The organism is Rossellomorea marisflavi (genome assembly GCF_009806575.1).
Lineage (GTDB): Bacteria > Bacillota > Bacilli > Bacillales > Bacillaceae_B > Rossellomorea > Rossellomorea marisflavi_A.
Window position 1 is genome coordinate 2,965,785 of the sequence record NZ_CP047095.1, and the last position, 23,412, is coordinate 2,989,196.

The following is a 23,412-nucleotide window of genomic DNA, read 5'->3' on the forward strand; positions in this document are numbered from 1 at the left end:
GCAAGCGTCCGCAGCGGAAAGGAACGAACCATTCCAAAAGCAAAAAGACGCTACAAAAAAAGGATACCGAAACCGGCATCCTTTTTAATCTGCTTATGAAGCCACATCACGCTTCGTAAAGAAGACGAAAGCGAGCACTTGGAAAATCACAAAGTAAACGAGAATCATCGTGATGGAGAAGCCCATCGTCATCCCCTTCACAAGCGGAGGCTGGAATCCTGTGTACTGCGTGAGATCCGTATTCGCGAACAAACTGAACTTCGCCCAGTCGAATTTCATCGCAATCAGGCTGGTAAGATTCGATCCCATGAACAACAGGAAGACAGAAATCCCGATTGCAAGGGAGCTGCTTCTGAACACAGCGGATATCATGAAGGCCATTGTTGCCATCATGGCGACATCGATCGTTTTCAATAGATAGGTCTTGATGAGGTACCATACCATGTTTTGTTCCACGACAGCTCCATCAACGTAGGCAAGATGCGCTGATTCCCCGATCCCACCGAAAAGGATGAGACCCAGGAGGAATGAAACCACAAACAGGACGACAAGCTGGCTCAATCCATACAATAAGACCGTGATATATTTAGAGATCAATATTTTACTCCTAGAAATCGGGCGGATCAACAGGAGCTTGATGGTTCCCCATGTGAACTCACTCGCCACGATCCCGGCAGAGACGATGATGGTGAACAATCCAACAAACATCACGAGGTAAGCATTGTCTTCTACATATGACCACACATTTGATTTTTCATAAGGTTTCAGATCATTTTTAAGACGGTACTCATTGATGGCGATACTCTTTTCCGTTTCTTCTTTCATATAGCCGGGCATGTTCCCTTTGAGCATTTCCTTATCCTCAGCAATCTGAGTCTGGACGTTTTTCTTCCAATCATCCGAAACTTTCGTTTGGCTGTCCAGATACTTGCTTGTTGCTCCCGTTATCCCGATGATGGCCACGAGGAGGCCCAGCATGACGTATGTACCGACACGCTTGAAAATCTTCATCCATTCATTTCTGATCAAATTAAACATTGACTGTCTCTCCTTTATCGTTGGTGATTTCCAGGAATCGGTCTTCGAGGGTTTTCGAAATCGGCATGACTCCGAAAATGTCCAGTCCATCTTCCACCAGAGTTTTAACCAGTGCTGGGATCCGTTCTTTTTCGATAGCCAGCTGCACCTGATTGTCTTTCACTTCGAATTGGATTGCAGGGTCGAACGTCTTGATCGAGGCTTTGATCAGAGATGCATCAGCGACATCGATCTGGTAGATTTGTTCGGTTCCACCAACGAAGGAGCGGATATCCTGTACGTCTACCAGTTTTCCAGACTGAAGGATGGCGATGCGGTCACACATCATTTCCATTTCCGATAGGAGATGGGACGAAACGATGACGGCCATTCCTTCCTCAGCCGCGAGCTTGCGGATATACGCGCGGATTTCACGGATACCGGCAGGATCGAGTCCGTTGGTCGGCTCATCCAAGATAAGGAGCTTCGGCTTGTGGAGCAAACATTGGGCGATGCCGAGGCGCTGGCGCATCCCGAGTGAATAGGTTTTGACTTTATCATTGATCCGGCTCGTCAATCCGACGAGTTCCACTACTTCCTTGATCCTCTCTTCCGTGATGCCTTTATGCATGCGGGCAAAATGTTTCAAGTTTTGATAACCTGAGAGGAACTTATAGAGCTCGGGATTTTCCACGATGGCTCCGACTTCACTGATGGCTTCGGCAAAGTCCTTTTGGATGCTCTTACCTGAAATAAGGACATCCCCTTCAGTGATCTTCATCAGTCCGACGATCATCCGGATCGTCGTGGTCTTTCCGGCACCATTTGGCCCGAGGAATCCGAAGACCTCCCCTTCATTCACCTCGAATGATAGTGAATCGATGATTTTCTTGCCTTTGATGACTTTCGTGACATTTTGCAATTGAGCAATCGTCTTCATTCCAGTTCCATCCCTTCTATTTGAGTCGTACGCTTTAACCATTGAAGGACCGACAGTCCTTGTTCTTCCCTTAATTGTTCAACGTTGCAGTGACCCTTCACTTCGCCATTATGGATGATATAGGCTTCATCAAGAATGGCCTCGATTTCATCGATTTCATGAGTGGCGATGAGAACCGTCTGCTCTCCCCAGTCAATATAGGAGAGAAGTCCTTTCACGATGGTGTCCCTCACCATCGGATCAAGACCTGAGAAAGGCTCGTCGAGGAGGATGACCTTTGCCTGCCTCGAAAGGGTGAGGACAAGCTTCAGCCTTCCACGCGTCCCTTTTGAAAGATGCTTGATCTTTTTCGAACCATCAAGCTGCATGAACGAGACAAGCTCTTCTGCCCGTTCCATATCGAAATCTTTGAACTGTGAGTCGTAAAATGTAAGCATTCCTTTGACGGTAAATGTTTCATAGAACATATCAAGCTCCGTCAGGTACGCGACTTCTTCCGCTATCTTTCGGTTGATCGGTTGATCATCGAGCAGCACCTTGCCGGCACTTGGAAGTACAAGGCCGGCGATCATTTTGAGGGTCGTGGATTTTCCACTTCCATTCGGCCCGAGCAGACCGTAGATCTTCCCTTTTTCAAATTGCAGAGAGGTGTTCCGAAGCGCAAGTCCGCTGCCGTATTTCTTCGTGACATTCTCAAACCGGATCACGATCATTCTCCTCCCCGTACCGTTTGATGCTCTCGATCATTTCTTCCTTACTAAGGCCAAGCTCTTTCATGTTTTTGATGAAGATTTCAATCACTTCCCGCTGAACTCGTTGATTCAACACAGATAGCACGTCATCTTCCTCCGTCACAAACGTTCCCTGTCCTCGTTTCGTTTCCACAATGGTCATCCTTTCCAACTCACTGTATGTCCGCTGTATGGTGTTCGGATTCACCCCGGCTTGCAAAGCCATCTCTCTGACTGAGGGAAGCTTATCGCCAGGGTGTCGTTCCCTCCTGACGATTTCACGGATGATCCGATCGGCGATTTGCAGGTATATGGGTTTGGACGCTGAGTATTCTTCTACCATGATCTACACCTCAATCCTGCGATCTAATAGTCTGCATGAAATGATGAATAATACGAGCCACATGACCCCTTCCCAGATGAACGGGAGAAGCGGCAGGGGAATGATATCGATGTTGAACCCACTGTCTTCTCCTCCTGAGCCGATTGTGAAAAAGAAACTGTCTGGAAGGTCGACTACCCATGTGTTGTTAACGAAGTTTTCCACAGGCTTCAGACTGGTAACGAATGTTGTCACCGATGTGTACAAGATCCATAATCCGGCGAGGATGAGCCAGCGAATGTTCTTGATCGCCGGGAATTTCCCCATGGAGTGGTAGACCGTCCAGAAAAAGATCAGCCACCCCGACATGTTGAGGCCCAACAAGAGAACACCGATATTGAAATACACGCCTTCCTTGACCGGCCAGTACCCGATATCAGGGAGCCTGCTGAAGCTGATGAATCCAAGAAGGTCTACGAGTAGCAAGGAAATGATCAAGTAAACAAGTGCGACGAGTAGTTTTGAAGACAGAAGTGTAAATCCGCTGAGCGGGGTATGCAGCCAAAGCTGGGTCTTCCCCTCCAGCCGGAGCATGGAGTAGACGATGACCGGAAGGAAGGCAAAATGGAAGACGCCGAGCATGATGGCGAAACCGACAGGAATCCCTTTTTCATCGAAGTATTCCCCAGCCCCAAATCCAAGGGAATATACGACGAGGATGATCGCCAGCCAGCCGATGAACCACACCTTGGATGTATGGAAATCCTTCCAAAGAAGGCCTTTGAATGCTTTCATTTTTTCACTCCTTTCTGATGTGTTCCAGTGTACTAGTTAGATAATACACTATGACACGAAGAGTGGTCAATAGATTTTTTGCCTAATTTTTGTATGTTATCCAAATCAATGTTAATATCGCATGCAAAAAGGCCCGTGCCTCAAGGGAGGTACGGGCCTTTCGATTCCTTATTTATCTTTCACGCGTCTGATTTCAATGTCTTTTAACAGCTGATTGATGACATGACTTGCTGCGATGAGGCCGGCCACAGACGGCACGAACGCGTTCGATGAAGGCGGAAGCTGTGCTTTACGGATTTTGGCATCATCCTTCCCCACTTCCTTCCGCACTTCTTCACGGATGACGATCGGACTCTCGTCGGAGAAGACGACCGTAACCCCTTTTTTGATCCCTTCTTTTTTCAAACGGGTCCGGATGACCTTGGCGATGGGATCCGTATGGGTTTTGGAGATATCCGCAATCTGGAAGCGGGTCGGGTCATTCTTGTTCGCAGCGCCCATGGATGCGATGAGCGGGATGTCACGCGTCAGGCACTCTTTCATGAGATGGATCTTGTACGAGATCGTATCGGATGCATCCACTACGAAGTCAAGTCCGTAATGGAAGAACTCTTCATACGTTTCTTCCGTGTAGAACATCTTGAGGGCGATGACTTCACAGTCGGGATTGATATCTTTGATCCTGTCCCGCATCAGGTCGACCTTCGGCTGGCCGACGGTGGAAAGCAGGGCATGCACCTGACGATTCACATTTGTGATATCCACATCATCCTTATCGACGAGGACAAGGCGCCCTACTCCGGAACGGGCAAGGGCTTCGGCCGCGAACGAACCGACGCCGCCGATCCCGAGAACGGCCACTGTACTATTCTTAAGGGTCTGAAGACCTTCTTTACCAATCGCTAACTCATTACGTGAGAACTGGTGAAGCAACATGATCAACTCCATTGTAAGTATTCAACTAGGTTTATTCTGAATTAGAATAAAGGATTGAGCACTGAAAATCAATATATTGCGTTCAATCTCAATGGAGTTTTGTCCCATCAGGAGTTCATTTCCTGTGAGTGCCGAAGCTTGGAATTCCTTCGTTTCCCGAGGATCAGCATCAACGCGATCAAGCCTGCCAGGAGGATGATGATGGTGTACGGGTTCCCTGTCAGTCCGGCGATGACGAAACCGATGAGTGCGATGCTTGCATTCACTGCCGCATATGGGAATTGGGTTTTCACGTGATCGATATGATCCGCCCCGGCACCTGTTGATGATAGGAGTGTCGTGTCCGAGATGGGTGAACTGTGATCTCCGAAGATCCCCCCGGATAGAACCGCACCGATGCATACGAGAAGCTGGGCATCAAGTGAGACCGCCATGGGGATGGCAATCGGAAGCATGATGGCGTATGTACCCCAAGAAGAACCGGAAGCAAGGGACATCCCTGCTCCTACAAGGAAGAGGATGGCCGGGATGATGAAGGCGGGGATATTCCCCTTCACCAGTTCGACAATGTAAGACGCCGTCCCCATTTCGCTGATCACCTTGCTGAGCGACCAAGCAAGCACAAGGGTCACGGCGACATACACCATCTTTTGCATACCCCCTGTATAGATTTCGAAGATTTCATTGAATGTCTTCAATTTGTACGCAATCATCAGGATGATCAGGGAGATGGCCGCAAATAGATAGGCGGTACTCAGTGCCACCCTGAAAGCACTGCCTTCCACGGGTTTGAACGGGAAGCCCTTTGACGCCAGGAGACCGAAGAGCGTGACGAATAGGATCAAGAGGGGGAGCCAGATCAAAACCGGTTTACTCGGCTTCAATCCCCCATCCTCCGGTTTTCTCAGAGGCTTCGATGTTTTCCAATAGAGTTCGCCCGCGTCTGCCCTGTCCTCAGCCGACTTCATCGGTCCGAAGTCGAGCTTCAATAGTGCGACCAGAGGCACCATCGTGACGGCAAGGAGAGCATAAAATTGGAACGGAATCACATGAATCAGCGTGCTGAATTCAGAGGTGGTGATATCAAGATGGTCAAATTCCTTCTTGATCAATCCCATGATGTACACGCCCCATCCGATGAACGGAACGAGCACCGCCACCGGTGAAGAAGTGGAATCGATAATCCACGCAAGCTTTTCCCTGGATACTTTCACTTTATCAAATATCTTTTCAAAAACGGGGCCAACGATCAGAGGCGTCCCGAGATCAGAAAAGAAGATGATGATGCCACCGATCCAGGCGGATACCTGGGCTTTGGCTTTTGAGTTGATCAGATTGGTGGCACTATTGGCAAGGGCCGCTCCTCCTCCTGACTTTTCCATGAGGGCGACGAATCCACCGATGAAGAAAAGAAGGACGAGGACAGCCGCATTGTAGCTGTCTGCCACCTGAGGGAACATGAATTCCCCGATGGTTTCCATCGTGGCCTCAAGAGGCCTCCCGCCGACAAGCATGAGGACCCCGACATATACGCCGGAGAATAAAGAAATAATGACATTTTTCGTGATGACCGCCAGTAGCACGGCGATGATCGGCGGCAGTAAGGATAACCAGCCCATATGTTCCATGTTGACCACTCCTATGATGTAAAGTTAGCAAAGATTACCTTTAAAAAGTATAGGGCTTGTCGACAGTTTCTGCAATGGTTTTTATGATATTTATTCATTTTAATGTATCTTTAACCATCATTAGATTCCTTCGGACCGCAAAAAAATAAAACAGGGGTTGGGACAAGACTAAAAAGGTACCATTATCGTTCTTTATACCGCTCATGATTTCCGTGCAAAACTTCGCTTTCCTCGGTTAGCCGTTGAGCCCCCTCAGCCACTCTTCCCGCAGGAGCTATTCCTGTGGGGAAAGTATGGACCTATTGCACAAAAAAAGATCCTCCTTTATGATGCAGGTGCGAAGCCACACACAAAAAGGAGGATCTTTAACATGCATGATAATCGAAATGAACGCATTAATCAAATTTCTGAGGACACATTGGTGATTGGCGTCGACATCGCCAAGTGTGTACATTATGCCTGCGCAGTGGATGAACGAGGTAGGGAGGTCAAGAAAAGCTTCTCATTCCGTCAGTCCAGACAAGGCTTTGAAACCTTTTACGCTACCATCCTAAAGGTGATGGAATCTCATCAAAAGAAGAATGTAGTCGTTGGATTTGAACCTACCGGTCATTACTGGATGAATTTATCCTCGTACCTTACGGATCGGGGCATTCGCTTTGTTCTCGTCAACCCTCTCCATGTGAAGCAAACCAAAGAATTGGATGACAACCTACAGAGTAAAAACGATCCGAAAGACGCTCGTGTCATTGCCAAGATGATACCGCAAGGCTATTACAGTATTCCTCGTGACATGACTCCTATTGAAGCAGAGTTGCGTCATGGTTCGGCATTTAGGGCTCGTCTGAAAAAACAAGGAGCGTCGACTCAAAACCGGATCAAGCGATGGATTGATCTATACTTCCCTGAGTTTATTTCGGTTTATAAGTCCATTGGAATGAACGCCTCCACTGTTCTTTCTTCTTATCCTCTTCCGGAAGACCTTGTGAGAGAAGATCCTGAGAAGCTCTTGGAGAACCTCAAGAACCTGGGAGGTAAGCATTTCTCGGTTAAAAACCTTACTAAGCTTCTTGATGTCGCGGCCACATCTATTGGCTATCAGGAGAGTCCTGAAATGGCACGGGCAGAAATCCAAATTCTATTGACACAGATGAAGCTGCTTGAAGAACAACTGGTAAGCATAGAAAAGCAGTTAGTGACGTTGGCGAAACAGATGACAGATTTCGATCTGTTCCTTTCGGTCCCTGGTATTGGAGAAAACACCGTAGTAGAGATCCTTTCAGAAATAGGAGCCTTTTCACACTATAAGAGTCCACGCCAAATCCTTAAATTAGCGGGTCTTACGTTAGTCACCAATTCCTCGGGAAAAAAAGAAGGGAACAAACGCTTGTCGAAACGCGGGCGGAAACGGCTACGCTCCTTGATATATAAGGCGATTTTCCCGATTTTACACGCCATACCAGCGTTTCGGTCCCTGTACGATTACTATAGTGAACATCGCGAACACCCCGTCGCTAAGAAAGAAGCGTTGTTAATCCTATGTCGGAAATTGATTCAAGTCCTTCATGGTTTAAGCAAAAGGGGCGAAACATTCAATGAAGAACGTATGGTAGCTGATATCTCCTTCTTTGGTAATCAAGAAGCTGCGTAACATCTACGCTCGCTTAATTAAAACAACCTAGACACTGAGAAGCCGGCACACACAAGACTTTCGACGATCATCTTAGATCAGTCCATGCAGGAGCATAAGCTGGCCTCTGCGTTAAGGCGAGACCCAACGAAGGAATGTGAGCACATAGATGCCAGGAGATATGGGAGGGTGAGTCCCCTTAACAAGCAGAGATCAAAGGTGCCCATAAGAATTAAAAAGGGGGGATTTATCCAATCTCCTGACGCAACGCGTAGGCTCGATCCCCTTTATTTTGAATAAATGATAAATGAAGGAATGAAGAAAATCCGAAAGGATATTCAAAAAAATTTTTCACCTAAGAAAAGTGTTGGGAACACCCGTCATAATAACTTTTTCCGAGGGAGTCTTCGTCTTGCACTCCCATCACCCGCTGGAGTAATGGTCCTGAAACAAATTAAAAACCCGCATTCATTTGCCTGATTGCAGGCAAGTGAATGCGGGTTTTACTATGACTAAGACACTTTTGTCCCAGCCTTGATTAAATATCCATTTGTGGAACGAGTCCCAATCGTGCCGTCGCTGCGTTTCCTTTGTTTTGAACCCGCTCTCGGCAGGTGGGTGCTTTATTCCACTACTTGTTAGTCCTCTTAAAGCGAGGCATGAACGCATAGCGGAAAGTCAAGCTCCCAAGGTTTGAAGTGTTCGGTCAAAACTGATAGGTTTAAACGTCGGACACATCAGGACTCGTCTGTTATTGACATCATCATAGCATACGGGCGGCCCGATTTGCAATTCACAGCCGGTGTAGAATTTCCGACATCATTCAACATCGAGTGATAGAGAGAGTTCTTTCAGTTGGGCTTCGCTTACGCCTCCAGGTGCATCGGTAAGGACACAGCTTGCACTGGCCGTTTTCGGGAATGCAATGGTATCGCGAAGGTTTGAGCGCCCTGCAAGGAGCATCACTAGGCGGTCAAGGCCGAGGGCGATCCCGCCGTGTGGAGGTGTTCCGTACTCGAATGCCTCCAATAGGAATCCGAACTGCTCATTTGCTTCTTCTTTTGAGAAACCGAGGACGCTGAACATTTTCTCCTGAATGTCACGCTCATAGATCCTGAGGGATCCACCGCCAAGCTCATACCCATTCAAGACAAGGTCATAAGCCTGTGCCCTGACTTCTCCCGGATTGGTCTCAAGAAGCTCTAGATCTTCCCTCACCGGCATGGTGAAAGGATGATGGGCTGCATAGTAGCGGTTGTCTCCTTCATCAAACTCAAGAAGCGGCCAGTCTGTCACCCATAGGAAGTTGAATACGGACTCATCGATCAGACCGAGTTCCTTACCGAGCTTAAGTCGAAGGGCTCCAAGGGCATCGGCCACCACGGATTTTTTGTCTGCGACGAATAGGAGAAGGTCCCCTGTTTCTGCTTGTGCCGCAGAAGACAGGTTGGATGCATCCTCTTCCGATACAAATTTGGAAATCGGGCCTTTGAGGCCCTCTTCCTCCACCTTCAACCATGCGAGCCCCTTTGCTCCATAGCGGGAGACAAATTCAGTGAGGCCATCGATATCTTTCCTTGAGTAGTTGGAAGCGGCCCCTTTCACGTTGATCAGTTTCACTTGACCACCGCCAGCAACGGCACCGGCGAATACCTTGAATCCTGAGTCCTTCACGATCTCGGATACATCGATGAGTTCCATGGCAAAACGGGTATCCGGCTTATCCGATCCATAGCGGCTCATGGCTTCATCATACGTCATGCGCGGGAAGACGGAGTCGATGTCAAGGCCTTTCACGTCCTTCATGAGCTTCGCCATCATCTCTTCCACCAAGAGGATGATGTCTTCCTGCTCCATGAAGCTCATTTCCATATCGATCTGGGTGAATTCAGGCTGACGGTCTGCACGCAGATCCTCATCACGGAAACAGCGGGCAATTTGATAATAACGGTCAAATCCGGACACCATCAGAAGCTGTTTGAAAATCTGTGGCGATTGCGGAAGGGCGTAAAATTCCCCTTGATGAACGCGGCTCGGTACAAGATAGTCACGTGCCCCTTCCGGCGTGCTCTTCGTCAGGATCGGTGTCTCCACGTCAAGGAATCCATTCTCATTCAGAAAGCTGCGGAATGACGTCGTGACATTATGGCGCATCCTGAACGTCTCGGCCATGGCCGGACGGCGGAGATCCACATAACGGTATTTCAACCGGACATCTTCGGATACTTCCATTTGATCATCGATCATGAACGGAGGTGTCTTCGCTTCATTGATGATCTGGACGTCTTCAGCATGGATTTCGATCTTTCCGGTTTTCAGGTTCGGGTTGACGGTTCCTTCTCCGCGTGCCACGACTGATCCGGTAACGGAAATGACATACTCATTGCGGATCCTTTCCGCCAGTTCGAGGGCTTCCTGTGAAAGGTCGGGATTGAATACGACCTGCACGATCCCTTCACGGTCGCGTAGATCGATGAAGATCAGACCTCCAAGGTCACGTCGTTTTTGCACCCATCCTTTGATGGTAATCGTTTCACCGATGAATGATTCCGTTACGTTTCCACAATAGGTTGTTCGTTTTGGCATTTTTTTCTCCTCCTGGCGATTATGTTAGACAAGCTTGCTCTTGATGTGGTCAACGAATGAGTCAATGGCCACTTCCTCTTGTTCCCCCGTTGCCATATCCTTCACGTTCACTTTGTTTTCCTGAAGTTCATTTTCACCGATCACGGCTACGTATTTTGCCTGATGGCGGTCTGCGCTCTTGAACTGTGCCTTCACTTTGCGATCGAGATAATCTTTCTCAGATGAAATCCCGGCTTCCCTCAGCTGATGAAGGAGTTTTACGCCATAAGCCTTGGCCTCTTCCCCCATGGCGACAATATAGCAATCGACGCCCTGATGGATCGGAAGCTCCACCTTCTCGGCTTCAAGGGCCGCAATGAGCCTTTCGATGCTGAATGCAAATCCGATACCCGGGGTTTCGGGTCCGCCGATTTCCTGGACGAGTCCGTTGTAGCGTCCTCCTCCGCAAAGGGTGGTGATGGCACCGAAGCCTTCCGCCTCACTCATGATTTCAAATGCCGTGTGATTATAATAGTCCAGGCCGCGGACAAGAGTCGGATCTACGACGAACTCTACATCCATGCTGGTAAGATAGGATTGTACCTTTTCGAAATAGGCCTTGGATCCCTCATTCAGATAGTCGAGGATGGACGGAGCCGTTGCCATCAATTCGTGGTCCCGGTCCTTCTTACAATCCAGGATCCTAAGTGGATTCTTCTCCAGGCGATTCTGACAATCGGAACAGAATTCGCCGATCCTTGGCTTGAAGTGATTGATCAGCGCTTCACGATGCGCTTGACGGCTGCCTCCATCACCCAGGCTGTTGATGACAAGTTTCAACTTGCGGAGTCCAAGCTTTTTGTAAATGCCCATGGCGAGTGAGAGGACCTCTGCGTCGATGGCCGGATCTTCACTTCCCAGTGCTTCCACACCGAACTGCACGAACTGGCGGTAGCGGCCTGCCTGCGGACGCTCGTAGCGGAACATCGGTCCGGTATAGAACAGTTTGGTAGGCTGATTCGCATTTCCGAACAGCTTGTTTCCTACGAATGAACGTACGACGGATGCCGTACCTTCGGGGCGGAGTGCCAGACTTCTTCCTCCTCGATCTTCAAACATGTACATCTCTTTTTGTACGATATCGGTCGTGTCACCGACACCGCGCGTGAATAGTTCGCTCGATTCAAAGATCGGCGTACGGATTTCATTGTATTGATAAGCGCGACAAAGGTCGGTCGCCACCTTCTCGATATATTGCCACTTCTCTACTTCTCCGGGCAGAATGTCCTGTGTTCCTCTTGGTATTTGAATAGACAAGGGGATTCCTCCTTTTCATAAAGCCTTGGTATGTAAGTCCCCGCAAAATCGGGGCAATAAAAAAAGCCCTCGATCCCTTGTAATAAATACAAGGGACGAGAGCTGTTATTCCCGTGGTGCCACCCTAATTGGAGTCCAATAGACTCCCACTTCACCAGTTAACGCCTGGTACGTCCATCCCCTACTTTCATTTCAGGGCGGAGCCTCCCGAGTGTTCATTCACTGGAGTACCTTGCAGAAATGCTTGCAGCCCAGGGCATTTCCTCTCTTCGCAGGTGGAGACCAGCTACTATTCTCGATCGTCGGTTTTAAAAAGCTATATTATTTCTATAATGATACGGATGAGGCAGGTTGATGTCAAGGGGTTTCGTCAGGACCTCTCCATTTTCTTTTTCAATAGGCGGACATCCTTCAGCGTCAGACCGAACTCAGAGGCGAGCTCCATGTTCAATGCGCCTTTTTCCATTTCCATGAATTGGTGAAAATCTGTCTGAAACAGTGCTTTTTCACTAGTCGAATTCATAAAAGCCTTGTCGCTTGATCGCATAGTACCCTTCCTTTCACTATTCCTACCATCTATCCTTTCCAAATGACTAAATTTCTATCGTATTAAAGGAATTTTATTTTTTATCTCGTATTTATGTGGGTATGGATCATTTTTGATGGTGTTTTCTTCAAAATGAGTTCAGAAAACGCGTGACAGTCCGATACTACTAGTGATGTTCATGAAGAGAGAGGAGGTTGTCCACATCAAGAAAATCTACATATCCTTCCTGGTCATCTGTCTCCTCCTTCCGCTTTTCACTTCGGTGAAGGCAAGCGCAGGCGGGGAGCGGGTGAGCATCGGGGTTCCTACACTCAATGTGAGGACCGGTCCCGGACTCAGCTATCCTGTCCTCATGCAGGCGTCTAAAGGAGAAGAGTACACGGTCACCGGAAATGACGGGGACTGGTACAAAATCGATACACCCCAAGGTGAAGGCTGGGTAGCCGAGTGGCTCGTCACCGAGGGGGATTCTTCGGACAGCCCGGCAGCACCGGCAGCGTCAGGTTTGACCGGGACGGCCAACGAGGATTCGATCAATGTAAGGAAGGCACCATCGACGGATAGCGAGCGCCTGGGGACCCTATCAACCGGGGAAGAAGTGTCGATCACCGGAAGTGTACAGGGCTGGTATGAAATCTCATATCGGGGTGGTACGGCCTGGATCAACGAAGACTATCTATCTTTATCGGGTATGGAATCCGGAAGTAGCGATGGATCCGATTCTTCCATGACGGCCACGGTCAACGTCGAATCATTGCTTGTACGCGATGAGGCCTCACTGAACGGAGGCATCGTCGGGAAAGTCACCCGCGGTGAGTCCTATTCCATCCTTGAAGAATCGAATGAATGGTATCGGATCAAGCTATCAAACGGTGAAGATGGCTGGGTGGCAGGCTGGTTTATGAAAGTGGCCGGTGAAGAGGCAGAGGAGAAAACGGAAGGAACGTCCATGTCAGAAGGCGCTCCCGATTCCATCACGATCCTTTATGATGGGACCAACCTCCGGACAAGCCCGACAGTCAGGCAAGCGTCGTGGAAAGGGCCGGCAGCGGTTCGACCTTCGATGTGGTGGGGACATCCGGTGACTGGTATGAGATCCGGCTGTCTGACGGAGCAAGCGCGTTTGTGGCCAACTGGATTGTCTCGAGCAAAAAAGGCGGGACATCTCCTGCTCCGGAAACATCCGGCGGACTCGAAGGCAAGACCATCGTCCTCGATCCGGGACACGGCGGGCGTGACGGTGGAACGACAGGTATCAACGGCACCCATGAAAAAAACCTGACCCTCAAGACTGCTCAGCTTGTGGCAGACAAATTAAGGAGTGCAGGTGCAGAAGTGATTCTGACGAGAAGGAATGATGAATTCATTTCCCTTCCATCCAGGGTATCATTATCTCATTATTATATGGCCGATGCGTTTGTCAGCCTTCATTTCGACAGCATTTATGATTCGTCCATCACAGGGCATACCACCTATTATAACGGTTCACAGCAGAAGGATTTGGCGGAGGCCGTCCATTCTGCCCTCTCCGGAAGAATGCCGAACGCCGATCGCGGGGTCCGGAACGGTGACTACCATGTGATCCGGGAAAACATGCGCCCGGCTGTCCTTGTGGAACTCGGATTCCTCAGCAATGCATCCGAAGAGGCGAATGTGAATACCGCCTACTTCCAGGATACTGCGGCCACGAGCATCTACTACGGATTGAGCGAATACTTTACAAATTAACAAAAAGCCAGGGAGGCCCGCCTCCCTGGCTTTTTGCTCATTTCTCTATAATCAGGGTCACGGGACCGTCATTGATGAGCTGTACATCCATCATGGCACCGAACACACCGGTTTCCACGTTTACGCCCTTCTCCCTCAGAATGGCATTGAAGCGCTCATAAACGACTTCTGCCTCTGCTGGCTTTGCAGCCCCCATGAAATTGGGCCTCCTGCCCTTTCGGGTGTCCCCGTAGAGGGTGAACTGTGAAATGGACAGGATCTCTCCTCCGCGGTCGAGAAGGGAATGATTCATCTTCCCATCCTCGTCTTCGAAGATCCTTAAGTTCACGACCTTATCCGCGATATAGGCCGCTTCCTCTTCCGTATCCCCGTGGGTGATCCCGACAAGGAGGACGAGTCCGGACTGGATGCGGCCCTGTACCTCGCCGTCCACTGTAACGGATGCTTGTTTGCTCCTTTGCAGTACAACTTTCATTACGTAAAACCCCTTCAGTTCATAATTCTTCGCACGGCATAGATATCCGATATCTGTTTGATGCGCTCCACGACTTTATGGAGGTGGGAGATATTATGGATGGAAATCGACATATTGATGGTCGCCACTTTATTCCGATCAGACTTTCCACTGACAGCCGATATATTCGTTTTGGTTTCGTTGACGGCTTGAAGCACTTCGTTCAGAAGACCTCGACGGTCATATCCTGAAATTTCAATATCCACATTGTACTCTTTCTGATCATAGCGATCGCTTTCCCAGGAAACGGGAATGAGGCGTTGTTCCACCCCTTCCGCCATGACATTCGTACAGTCGGAACGATGAACGGATACACCACGGCCCTTCGTGATGAAACCGACGATTTCATCTCCGGGTACCGGTGAACAGCAGCGGGACAAGCGGATCAACAGGTTATCGATGCCTTCCACGTGGACACCTGCATCTTTTTTCTTGCGCTTCTGAGGCTGTGCGTTCAGCTCTTTTACGGTTTCTTCCAGAATATCTTCCTGTTCGCGTTTCCTTCTTTCCTTCTCAGTTAGGCGGTTGGCGATTTGCGCCGCGGTGATGCCATTGTACCCGACAGCAGCATACATATCATCTTCATTGGAGAAGTTGAACTTCTCGAAAACCCGCTTGATGTTTTCAGAAGTAAGGATCTCTTTCACATCGAAGTCCTGTGCCTTGATCTCTTTCTCGACCATTTCACGGCCTTTCTCGATGTTCTCTTCCCTTCTCTGCTTTTTGAAGAACTGCCGGATCTTATTCTTCGCCTGTGAGGTCTGGGCAAGCTTCAGCCAATCCTGACTTGGTCCGTAGGAGTGCTTGGACGTAAGGATTTCAATGATATCACCGGTTTTCAATTTGTAATCGAGGGTGACCATCTTCCCGTTCACCTTGGCCCCGATCGTCTTATTCCCGATCTCAGAGTGGATCCGGTAAGAGAAATCGATGGGCACCGATCCTGACGGAAGCTCCAGGACATCCCCTTTTGGCGTGAAGACGAAGACCATATCGGAAAACAGGTCGATCTTAAGAGACTCCATGAACTCCTCTGCGTTGGCCGATTCGTTCTGGAACTCGAGGATCTCCCTGAACCATGAGAGCTTCTTATCGAAGGAAACGGGTTCATTGGCTTCCTTACCTTCCTTGTACGCCCAGTGGGCTGCGACACCGTACTCCGCGATCTCATGCATCTCAAGCGTCCTGATCTGCACTTCAAGCGGGTCCCCTTTCGGCCCGATCACGGTCGTATGGAGTGACTGATACATATTCGGCTTCGGCATGGCGATGTAATCTTTGAAGCGGCCGGGCATCGGCTTCCATCTCGTATGGATGATGCCGAGGACGGCATAGCAATCCTTGATGCTGTCCACGACGATCCTAACGGCCAGAAGGTCATAAATTTCATTGAATTGTTTATTCTGAAGGGCCATTTTCCGGTAGATGCTGTAAATATGCTTCGGACGGCCGGATATATCGGCGATGATCTTCACATCACTGAGATGATCCTTCACGTCGTCGACGACTTCTTCCAGGTATTCTTCCCGCTCTGCACGCTTCTTCTTCATGAGGTTGACGATGCGATAGTATTGCTGTGGATTCAAATATCGGAGACTGGTGTCCTCGAGCTCCCATTTGATCTTGGATATACCAAGTCGGTGGGCAAGAGGGGCGAAGATTTCCAAAGTCTCATTCGCGATCCTGCGCTGCTTTTCCTGAGGAAGATGCTTGAGTGTCCTCATATTATGGAGACGATCGGCAAGCTTGATCAAAATGACACGGATGTCCCTTGCCATGGCCACGAACATCTTCCGATGATTTTCGGCTTGCTGCTCTTCCTGGGATTTGTACTTGATCTTACCAAGCTTTGTCACCCCGTCGACAAGCATGGCCACTTCCGCGTTGAAGTCCTCTTCGATCTGTTGCAGGGATATCCCGGTATCCTCTACGACATCATGAAGAAAACCGGCAGCCACAGTTGCCGGATCCATCTCAAGATCTGCCAGGATCCCAGCCACCTGAATCGGGTGGATGATGTAGGGTTCACCCGATTTGCGATACTGTTCGCTATGGGCTTCCCGTGCATACTCATATGCCTTTTCCACCAATCCTACATGCTCGTCATTCAAATATTCTCTTGTTTTATCAATAACCTGTTCAGGGGTTAATACTTGATCCTTCGCCATGATCAAAATCACCTTTATATATAAATTTGGTTCAGTGCCTGATAAAAGGCACCGACATGCTCTATCTATTCGAACGCATTGATGCGTTATGAAAATGAAACGATTGTTACTATTATCAAAAAAAAAAGCCATTATGTAAAGGGTTTGGGTTAAAATTCTCAGATTTCATCTGGTTTTGTCGAATGATGACGATTACATAACTGGATATCTTCCCTCACATGGATGGAGCTTCCGACCCCCGATCCTGAACATGCTGTATAAAAAAATAAGGGCCGGCATCTTCCTGTGATGTCGGTCCCTTATGTATGGTCAGTATTGCATCAATGTCATGATATCGTAGCCTTCTAGCTTATCACGGCCGTCTAGATAGGTCAGTTCGATCAAGAAGGCTGTACCGGCAACGATCCCGCCAAGCTCTTCTACAAGCTTGATTGTCGCATCGATCGTACCGCCTGTAGCGAGTAGATCGTCCGTGATCAATACGCGCTGTCCCGGTTTGATGGCATCCTTATGAATCGTCAGGGCATCTTTTCCGTACTCAAGGCCGTATTGCTGTTGAATCGTCTCACGTGGGAGCTTACCTGGTTTCCTGACAGGAGCGAATCCTACCCCAAGGGCATACGCTACCGGGCAACCGATGATGAAGCCCCTTGCTTCCGGTCCTACAACAAGATCGATTTGTTTTTCTTTCGCGTACTCCACGATCTGATCCGTTGCGTATCTATATGCATCACCATTGTCCATAAGAGTGGTGATGTCTTTAAACTTGATGCCTTCTTTCGGCCAGTTATCAACGATCGTGACATATTGTTTCAAGTCCATGCTTCTACTTCCTCCTCAACTATAGCGGACTCTTTCATCCTTTCGCTGAACCATGTCTTCAGTTCCTGATATGATGAATACAGGAGCTCATTTTCAAGCTCGTACTGATGCTGTTTCCTCATGTAAGCAGGAGATTCGGACAGATCTTTTTTCACTTTGACAGGATGAAGAGAAATCAAACCATCTTCTATTGTAACAAACTTCAATTCAAAAAACACCTTTGACATGAAATCGATTGTTTCCATCGACCATCCCTTGTACTTGGCAAGGTCATTCCCGTGTTTCTTCAAATCAAATGAACCTCTTTTATGAAGGAAGGCATAATACCATTTGAAATGATCACGGGTGGGCATCGTACTGAAGAAATGATCCTCATGCTGATGGAAATGGGCATAGATGCGATGCGGCCTGCCGAGCTCCAGAAGCTGTTCCATCAGGCGACGGTCCCCGGGAAGATCGAGGAATACGAGATTGCATCCATCCACCACGATCCCTTCAAGATCGGATTCACTCTGAATATACCGGACTTCCCCTTTGAACAGCGATGTGTCCGCCGTCTTCGGATGGAAGCATACGATCACCCTGTCACTGTCAGGTATGAGAGGTGCCCATTTAGTCACCTGCTTGATCCCCCTCATATCGAAAAGCTGCCAGGAAGAAATCTGGATATCCTGCAGGAAGATCTGAGGCTTCTTGCGATTATTCCATTCATTGATCGACAGCTCTCCGATGACGGAAGCCTTCACATAGGGTGTCATATGATCGGCAAGTTCACCGAGACCGAACCCCACCCCATCCACTTGTACGCCGTTTTCGGCCAGGACAAGCTTGAGGTGATTCTGTGCTGAACCAATTTTTTTATAATGATCGATGGATACATCGCGGATGACCCACTTAGGCTTCGGATTATTCATCCCGAATGGCGCAAGGAGGTGCATCTTCTCGATGGATTCAACGGTGATCTCGTCCACGGCGACTTCGGCATCAAGCTCTGTAACGGGGACGAAATCTTCTTCATTCAGTACATCTTTTGCCTGTTCATTCAATCTTGCACGAAGCTCATCGACATCCGAAAGGGCTAGGGTCATTCCCGCAGCCATTGGATGCCCCCCGAAATGGGGAAGAATTTCTCGATTCATGGACAGGTTCTTGAACAGATCGAACCCGGCAATGCTCCTTGCCGAACCCTTTGCTCTATTTGAATCAGGATCGAAACTCAAGACAATGGTCGGCCGGTAAAACCTGTCAACGAGACGGGAGGCAACAATCCCCACTACTCCGGGGTTCCATCCTTCCTTACCGATAACAAGAACTCCGTTTTCAGAAGGAGGGAATTCCTTCTCGACCATCTCGACGGCTTCCTCCGTCATTTTCGCTACGATGGACTGGCGCTCTTTGTTCAACCCATCAATCTCTTCTGCGAGTGCCTTCGCTTCTTCCGGATCACGGGAGAGCATGAGATCCACTGCCGGATCGGCATCGCCAAGCCTGCCGACGGCATTGATACGCGGTGCAATCATGAATCCGACGGTCTCTTCATTCATTTCATTTTGCTGGGCATTCGCCACCCGGCAAAGGGCTTTGATCCCAAGCCGGTCCGTCACCCTCAGCTTGGCAATCCCCTTCTTGGCGATCAGCCGGTTTTCCCCATGGAGGGGAACAAGGTCCGCAATGGTACCGATCGCGGCCAAATCCAACAGATGGTCGGGAAACTCCCCGTAAAGTGCGTGGGCTAGCTTCAAAGCAACCCCGACTCCTGCGAGTTCCTTGAATGGATACGAGCATCCTTCCACTTTCGGATGGATCATCGCATAGACTGGCGGCAATTCCGGACCCGGTTCATGGTGGTCCGTCAAGATCAAGTCAATGCCAAGGTCTTTTGCAAGCTTGGCCTCCTCCACTGCAGAAATACCGGTATCCACCGTGATGATAACGGAGAATCCCTCATCAGCAGCCCATCTGAAGGCTTCTTCATTCGGTCCGTATCCTTCTGTGAACCGGTTGGGGATATAAAATTCCACCTGTGCTCCGAGGTCTGTGAGTACCGTCATTAGGACGGATGTAGAACTAACCCCGTCGGCATCATAGTCACCGTACACAAGGATGCGCTCCTCCTGCTCGATTGCCAGCATGATGCGCTCTTTCGCTTTTTGCATATCATCAAAAAGAAATGGATCATGAAACGATCCGCCTGTATCAAATAAAAAGTTCCGGGCATCATCAGCATCAGCCAGATCCCGATTTATCAATAATTTCGCAACAAGCGGGGGAACATTTAACTCTTGTGCCAATTCTGCTATCTTTTGCTGGTCAGAATCTTTCATTTTCCAGCGTGTTTTTGCATTCAACATATTTTCACCCCTCAGCCTTTCTCATTATACAAAAACGGTAAGGGGGTTTCAATCCACATCAAAGTCCATCAAAGGAAAAAGACACCCTGCATGGGTGCCTTCATTCCGGTCATTCTGATGTTTCCTGTATGGAATCGGGTGCCTGCTTCTTCAACGAGGTATCCTGCGAATCGAGGCGCTGTTGATCCCGTGTCCTTTCGATCTGCTCCCTCAAGGTCATGTTTTCCTTTTCAAGGGCCTTCACTTGCCGTTGCACGACGAAAAGCCTGAAAAGTCCCACCGATCCGATGATGATTCCTCCCATGAAAACAGATCCCAGAATAACTAATATAAGAGGCCAGTCTGCTTCACCAAAAAGGTAGTTCACTGTTACGGGGTCAACATTGATGACGGCGAAAATGGATACGATCAGGGCAAAAACAATCCCTAAAAGCAGCGTCCATTGAAACTTCATTCTATTCCCTCCTCACGACTACATTGTCTCTTTCCATCAGAAATGATGGATGATACCCTTTTACCCTTTTCATGAGCGTAATGAAACCAACCGGATTCATTTAGTACCTTATCCCCATAGTATAACCCGATGGTGCCCACTCCATTAAAAAAATGGGACAGGGGAGCTTCCCCTGTCCCATTTCTATTATACTTGCGGTTCGTCAGTCCATTTCTTCTTCTCTTTGACGGTTTTGATTGGTCCGTGTTTCTTCAGCTGTCTGATCTTCAATGACAGGTAGATCTGAGCAGCAATGTAAATGGAAGAGAACACTCCCGAGATCAACCCGACAAGAAGGGCGATGGAGAAGTTGCGGATCGATTCGCTACCGAAGATCAGGATGGCGATGACCGTGATGACCACTGTCAAGACGGTGTTGACCGAACGGCCCAAGGTCTGACGGAGACTCTTGTTGACCGCTTCTTCCAGTTCTTCCGCATGCTTGATGCGCTTCATTTTGTGAAGATTTTCCCTCAGACGGTCGAAGGTGACGATCGTATCATTGATGGAGTACCCGACGATCGTCAGGACGGCCGCAATGAATGTGATATCGACTTCGAGGCGTGTGACACTGAAGAAGAAAATGATCAGCAGGGCATCGAACAGAAGTGAAATGATGGCTCCGAGGGCCATGCGCCATTCAAATCGGACCGTCACATACAGGATAATGAAGATCGATGCGATGGCCACTGCATACAGGGCACTCTTCGCAAGCTCTTTCCCTACTACCGGTGAAACGGTACTGATGCTCGGATCCTTCCCGTAAAGGTCCTGGAAGTGATCTTTCAGCTTCGCGATTTCTTCCTTGGAGAGGTCGTCTGAATAGCGGACCACCGCCGTATTGCTCTTTTCACCCGAAACAACGATGTTATCGCTTGGGAGCTTGATATCATCAAGTTCCTTCTTAAGGGTTTCGGTCTGAATCGGTTGATCGGAAACGAGATCCACCCGCGAACCGCTGACAAAGTCAATGCCGAGATTCAGCCTGAATACGGAAAGCAAGATGACTCCTGCGATCATGATGACCGCCGAAATCGCAAAGAACTTCCTGCGGTTTTTAGCGAACTCGACGCGATCGAACTTCGTCGGCAAGTCCAGTGTATCCAAATTGTCCGAAAGGGAATGGACGTCTTTTTTGTTGACGCCGAACCAGCCCGGCCTTTTGTTGAAGAGCCTGCTGTTCACCCATAGACCGAGAAGGACCCTGGATCCCCAAACCGCCGTGATGAAGCTGACGAGGATGGAGATGATGAGCATGGTCGCAAACCCTTTAACAGAGCTTGTACCGAAATAGAACAGTACCCCCGCTGCGATGAGGGTCGTCAAGTTGGCATCAAGGATGGTGAGGAATGAGGTTTTGTTCCCTGCCTGGAAGGCAGATTTGATCGGCTTCCCGACCCGGATCTCCTCTTTGATCCTCTCATACGTGATGATATTCGCATCGACGGCCATCCCGACACCGAGTATGATTGCTGCGATCCCCGGCAGTGTCAGCACCCCGTTCATCAGCTCGAATAGGAGCAGGACGAGGTATAGATACACGGACAGGGTGACCGAGGCGATGAAGCCCGGAAGACGGTAATACACGATCATGAACAGGAAGATCAAGGCGATGCCGATGATCCCTGCCGTGACGGTTTTATCGAGTGCCTGCTGTCCGAATTGTGCTCCGACAGAGGTGGAATATTTCTCTTCCAGCTTGACAGGAAGAGCGCCCGCATCAAGAAGCTTGGCCAGATTCTGGGCTTCTTCCACGGTGAAGTTCCCCTCGATGATGACCTCATCCGAATTGATCGGCTTATTCACATTTGGCGCAGAAAGGAATTTAGGGTCTTCCTTGCCTGCTTCCTTCTCGTAGGAATCTTTTCCTTCTTCAAAATCAAGCCAGATGACCAACTGGTTCTGAGGGGCCATTTGATAGATGTTCTGTGTCAGTTCATAAAACTTTTTGCGATCCTTCAGCTTCAAGGATACGATCGGTTGGTTCTGTTCGTTGAACGTCTGTTTCGCCGATCCCGAAACAAGGTCGGATCCGTCCAGTCGAACCTTATCGTTCACATCGCGGAAGGATAGATTCGCCTGTGTGGACAAGATTTCCCGTGCCTGGTTCTGGTCCTCGACACCTGCAAGCTGGACGCGGATCCTGTTATTGTCCTCGATCTGGATACTTGGTTCACTCACACCCAGGACATTGATCCGCTCGTCGAGAGCTTCCGCCGTATTGGCGACTGTCTGTTTCGTGATCTTCTCTCCGTTGACAGGCTGCACTTCATACAGCACTTCGAAGCCACCTTGGAGGTCAAGACCCAGTTTGATATCATTGATGATCGATTTTGCTGTTCCCCCGACCGTTCCTGCCAGCAGGACGAGCAGGACGAAAAAGGCAACAATGCGGCCACGCTTTACCATTATGTACAGTTCCTCCTTGAAAACCATCCCAAATATGATCTTTTCGTATTGACTGATCTCCGGGGCTTTCTGAGATATCCCCGTCGATCGCCTGTGTCGTTCAATCCATTCCTTTATCTTTCAACATTCCCATTATGGCGGAGAACGAATTCCATGTCAATTTGTTCCCGTGCTATTTCTCTTCCCTGGAAGGATGCAGAAGTTCCTTCAGTTCATCCTCATTCACATCGGCGAACCAGTTCGGCGAACGATAGGCCTGGACCGTTTCGAAGGTCATATATTCCCCTGCTTTAGCCGAGAGGATGTCGCTGACCAATTCATACACTTTCACATTTACTTCGGGCTTTTTCCATTTCTTTTTGGTCAGGTATAACCATAGTCTTTCCAGAGAGGCTTCCCCGTACCCGAACAGATGGAATTCCTCCACCTTGCTTAACAGTGCAGGCTCCAATGAATCATAAAATCGATCGTAAGGATGCTGATTTGGTTTCATTCCATT

At 49.0% G+C, this 23,412-nt stretch carries 19 protein-coding genes, 1 other RNA gene, 1 pseudogene and 1 other annotated feature; of the genes and pseudogenes, 3 read left to right on the forward strand and 18 right to left on the reverse strand.

The features are described from left to right. Window positions 1-93 precede the first annotated feature (93 nt). The 7 genes from D5E69_RS15490 to D5E69_RS15520 form a co-directional block, all read right to left on the reverse strand. Window positions 94-1,038, reverse strand: coding sequence for an ABC transporter permease (locus D5E69_RS15490; protein ID WP_159129890.1), 945 nt, complete (start codon window positions 1,036-1,038; stop codon window positions 94-96). Continuing rightward, window positions 1,031-1,957: an ABC transporter ATP-binding protein gene (locus D5E69_RS15495; protein ID WP_048006198.1), complete on the reverse strand. Its 927-nt coding sequence runs from the start codon at window positions 1,955-1,957 to the stop codon at window positions 1,031-1,033. Before D5E69_RS15495 ends, D5E69_RS15490 begins: the two co-directional genes overlap by 8 nt. After that, a complete protein-coding gene (locus tag D5E69_RS15500; protein WP_148795557.1) occupies window positions 1,954-2,670 on the reverse strand; it encodes an ABC transporter ATP-binding protein in 717 nt (238 codons plus the stop codon). Before D5E69_RS15500 ends, D5E69_RS15495 begins: the two co-directional genes overlap by 4 nt. After that, window positions 2,651-3,031: a GntR family transcriptional regulator gene (locus D5E69_RS15505; protein WP_048006199.1), complete on the reverse strand. Its 381-nt coding sequence runs from the start codon at window positions 3,029-3,031 to the stop codon at window positions 2,651-2,653. The genes D5E69_RS15500 and D5E69_RS15505 overlap by 20 nt, the downstream gene beginning before the upstream one ends. Before the next feature lie 3 nt (window positions 3,032-3,034). After that, window positions 3,035-3,805 (reverse strand): hypothetical protein, encoded by a 771-nt coding sequence (locus D5E69_RS15510; protein ID WP_159129891.1) that lies wholly within the window; start codon window positions 3,803-3,805, stop codon window positions 3,035-3,037. A 168-nt stretch (window positions 3,806-3,973) separates the two neighbouring features. Continuing rightward, window positions 3,974-4,738 carry a tRNA threonylcarbamoyladenosine dehydratase gene (locus D5E69_RS15515; RefSeq protein ID WP_048006430.1) on the reverse strand — a complete coding sequence of 255 codons (765 nt, stop codon included), beginning with the start codon at window positions 4,736-4,738 and terminating at the stop codon, window positions 3,974-3,976. 110 nt (window positions 4,739-4,848) lie between these two features. After that, on the reverse strand, window positions 4,849-6,369 hold the full coding sequence (locus tag D5E69_RS15520; protein ID WP_063192000.1) for a Na+/H+ antiporter NhaC family protein: 1,521 nt from the start codon (window positions 6,367-6,369) through the stop codon (window positions 4,849-4,851). Window positions 6,370-6,739: 370 nt separating this feature from the next. On the opposite strand from D5E69_RS15520, the gene D5E69_RS15525 reads away from it, so the two are divergent. After that, window positions 6,740-8,020, forward strand: a complete 1,281-nt coding sequence (locus tag D5E69_RS15525; RefSeq protein ID WP_159129661.1) for an IS110 family RNA-guided transposase — start codon at window positions 6,740-6,742, stop codon at window positions 8,018-8,020. A 536-nt stretch (window positions 8,021-8,556) separates the two neighbouring features. Here the strand turns inward: D5E69_RS15525 and ssrS are convergent. From ssrS to D5E69_RS15545, 4 genes are all read right to left on the reverse strand, one after another. Continuing rightward, a non-coding RNA gene (gene ssrS / locus D5E69_RS15530) (6S RNA) lies at window positions 8,557-8,746 on the reverse strand. A gap of 72 nt (window positions 8,747-8,818) precedes the next feature. Next, entirely contained in the window at window positions 8,819-10,585 is a 1,767-nt protein-coding gene (gene aspS, locus D5E69_RS15535; RefSeq protein WP_063192001.1) for an aspartate--tRNA ligase, read from the reverse strand. A 24-nt stretch (window positions 10,586-10,609) separates the two neighbouring features. After that, complete coding sequence (hisS, locus tag D5E69_RS15540; protein WP_159129892.1) at window positions 10,610-11,881, reverse strand: histidine--tRNA ligase; 1,272 nt, start codon at window positions 11,879-11,881, stop codon at window positions 10,610-10,612. 88 nt (window positions 11,882-11,969) lie between these two features. Beyond that, window positions 11,970-12,193, reverse strand: a binding site (T-box leader). Between the two features lie 58 nt (window positions 12,194-12,251). After that, window positions 12,252-12,404 carry an RNA polymerase subunit sigma-70 gene (locus D5E69_RS15545; RefSeq protein ID WP_311284338.1) on the reverse strand — a complete coding sequence of 51 codons (153 nt, stop codon included), beginning with the start codon at window positions 12,402-12,404 and terminating at the stop codon, window positions 12,252-12,254. Window positions 12,405-12,606: 202 nt separating this feature from the next. Between D5E69_RS15545 and D5E69_RS24070 the strand changes: the two are divergent. Both D5E69_RS24070 and D5E69_RS15555 read left to right on the forward strand, forming a co-directional pair. Continuing rightward, a pseudogene (locus D5E69_RS24070) lies at window positions 12,607-13,320 on the forward strand (SH3 domain-containing protein); the annotation flags it as partial. Between the two features lie 176 nt (window positions 13,321-13,496). Beyond that, window positions 13,497-14,156, forward strand: a complete 660-nt coding sequence (locus D5E69_RS15555; protein WP_430757485.1) for an N-acetylmuramoyl-L-alanine amidase family protein — start codon at window positions 13,497-13,499, stop codon at window positions 14,154-14,156. 37 nt (window positions 14,157-14,193) lie between these two features. Here the strand turns inward: D5E69_RS15555 and dtd are convergent, their stop codons facing one another. The 7 genes from dtd to D5E69_RS15590 all read right to left on the reverse strand — a co-directional run bounded on the left by dtd (window position 14,194) and on the right by D5E69_RS15590 (window position 23,406). Next, window positions 14,194-14,631 (reverse strand): D-aminoacyl-tRNA deacylase, encoded by a 438-nt coding sequence (gene dtd, locus D5E69_RS15560; protein ID WP_148795561.1) that lies wholly within the window; start codon window positions 14,629-14,631, stop codon window positions 14,194-14,196. A 14-nt stretch (window positions 14,632-14,645) separates the two neighbouring features. Next, window positions 14,646-16,838 carry a RelA/SpoT family protein gene (locus D5E69_RS15565; RefSeq protein ID WP_048006206.1) on the reverse strand — a complete coding sequence of 731 codons (2,193 nt, stop codon included), beginning with the start codon at window positions 16,836-16,838 and terminating at the stop codon, window positions 14,646-14,648. A 309-nt stretch (window positions 16,839-17,147) separates the two neighbouring features. After that, a complete protein-coding gene (locus D5E69_RS15570) occupies window positions 17,148-17,660 on the reverse strand; it encodes an adenine phosphoribosyltransferase (RefSeq protein WP_048006207.1) in 513 nt (170 codons plus the stop codon). Then, the gene (gene recJ / locus D5E69_RS15575; protein WP_159129895.1) at window positions 17,651-20,011 is read right to left on the reverse strand and encodes a single-stranded-DNA-specific exonuclease RecJ; all 2,361 of its coding nucleotides are present in this window, start codon (window positions 20,009-20,011) and stop codon (window positions 17,651-17,653) included. The genes D5E69_RS15570 and recJ overlap by 10 nt, the downstream gene beginning before the upstream one ends. Window positions 20,012-20,120: 109 nt before the next feature. Next, complete coding sequence (locus D5E69_RS15580) at window positions 20,121-20,465, reverse strand: LapA family protein (protein WP_048006209.1); 345 nt, start codon at window positions 20,463-20,465, stop codon at window positions 20,121-20,123. A gap of 186 nt (window positions 20,466-20,651) precedes the next feature. Then, window positions 20,652-22,913: a protein translocase subunit SecDF gene (secDF, locus tag D5E69_RS15585; RefSeq protein ID WP_048006210.1), complete on the reverse strand. Its 2,262-nt coding sequence runs from the start codon at window positions 22,911-22,913 to the stop codon at window positions 20,652-20,654. A gap of 172 nt (window positions 22,914-23,085) precedes the next feature. Continuing rightward, entirely contained in the window at window positions 23,086-23,406 is a 321-nt protein-coding gene (locus D5E69_RS15590; RefSeq protein ID WP_048006211.1) for a post-transcriptional regulator, read from the reverse strand. Window positions 23,407-23,412 lie beyond the last annotated feature (6 nt).

Excerpts from the sequence above, each read along its gene's own strand:
- D5E69_RS15490 (WP_159129890.1), bottom strand. The coding sequence starts at position 1,038 with ATGTTTAATTTGATCAGAAATGAATGGATGAAGATTTTCAAGCGTGTC.
- D5E69_RS15495 (WP_048006198.1), bottom strand. The coding sequence starts at position 1,957 with ATGAAGACGATTGCTCAATTGCAAAATGTCACGAAAGTCATCAAAGGC.
- D5E69_RS15500 (WP_148795557.1), bottom strand. The coding sequence starts at position 2,670 with ATGATCGTGATCCGGTTTGAGAATGTCACGAAGAAATACGGCAGCGGA.
- D5E69_RS15505 (WP_048006199.1), bottom strand. The coding sequence starts at position 3,031 with ATGGTAGAAGAATACTCAGCGTCCAAACCCATATACCTGCAAATCGCC.
- D5E69_RS15510 (WP_159129891.1), bottom strand. The coding sequence starts at position 3,805 with ATGAAAGCATTCAAAGGCCTTCTTTGGAAGGATTTCCATACATCCAAG.
- D5E69_RS15520 (WP_063192000.1), bottom strand. The coding sequence starts at position 6,369 with ATGGAACATATGGGCTGGTTATCCTTACTGCCGCCGATCATCGCCGTG.
- D5E69_RS15525 (WP_159129661.1), top strand. The coding sequence starts at position 6,740 with ATGCATGATAATCGAAATGAACGCATTAATCAAATTTCTGAGGACACA.
- aspS (WP_063192001.1), bottom strand. The coding sequence starts at position 10,585 with ATGCCAAAACGAACAACCTATTGTGGAAACGTAACGGAATCATTCATC.
- D5E69_RS15545 (WP_311284338.1), bottom strand. The coding sequence starts at position 12,404 with ATGAATTCGACTAGTGAAAAAGCACTGTTTCAGACAGATTTTCACCAA.
- dtd (WP_148795561.1), bottom strand. The coding sequence starts at position 14,631 with ATGAAAGTTGTACTGCAAAGGAGCAAACAAGCATCCGTTACAGTGGAC.
- D5E69_RS15565 (WP_048006206.1), bottom strand. The coding sequence starts at position 16,838 with ATGGCGAAGGATCAAGTATTAACCCCTGAACAGGTTATTGATAAAACA.
- D5E69_RS15570 (WP_048006207.1), bottom strand. The coding sequence starts at position 17,660 with ATGGACTTGAAACAATATGTCACGATCGTTGATAACTGGCCGAAAGAA.
- recJ (WP_159129895.1), bottom strand. The coding sequence starts at position 20,011 with ATGTTGAATGCAAAAACACGCTGGAAAATGAAAGATTCTGACCAGCAA.
- D5E69_RS15580 (WP_048006209.1), bottom strand. The coding sequence starts at position 20,465 with ATGAAGTTTCAATGGACGCTGCTTTTAGGGATTGTTTTTGCCCTGATC.
- secDF (WP_048006210.1), bottom strand. The coding sequence starts at position 22,913 with ATGGTAAAGCGTGGCCGCATTGTTGCCTTTTTCGTCCTGCTCGTCCTG.
- D5E69_RS15590 (WP_048006211.1), bottom strand. The coding sequence starts at position 23,406 with ATGAAACCAAATCAGCATCCTTACGATCGATTTTATGATTCATTGGAG.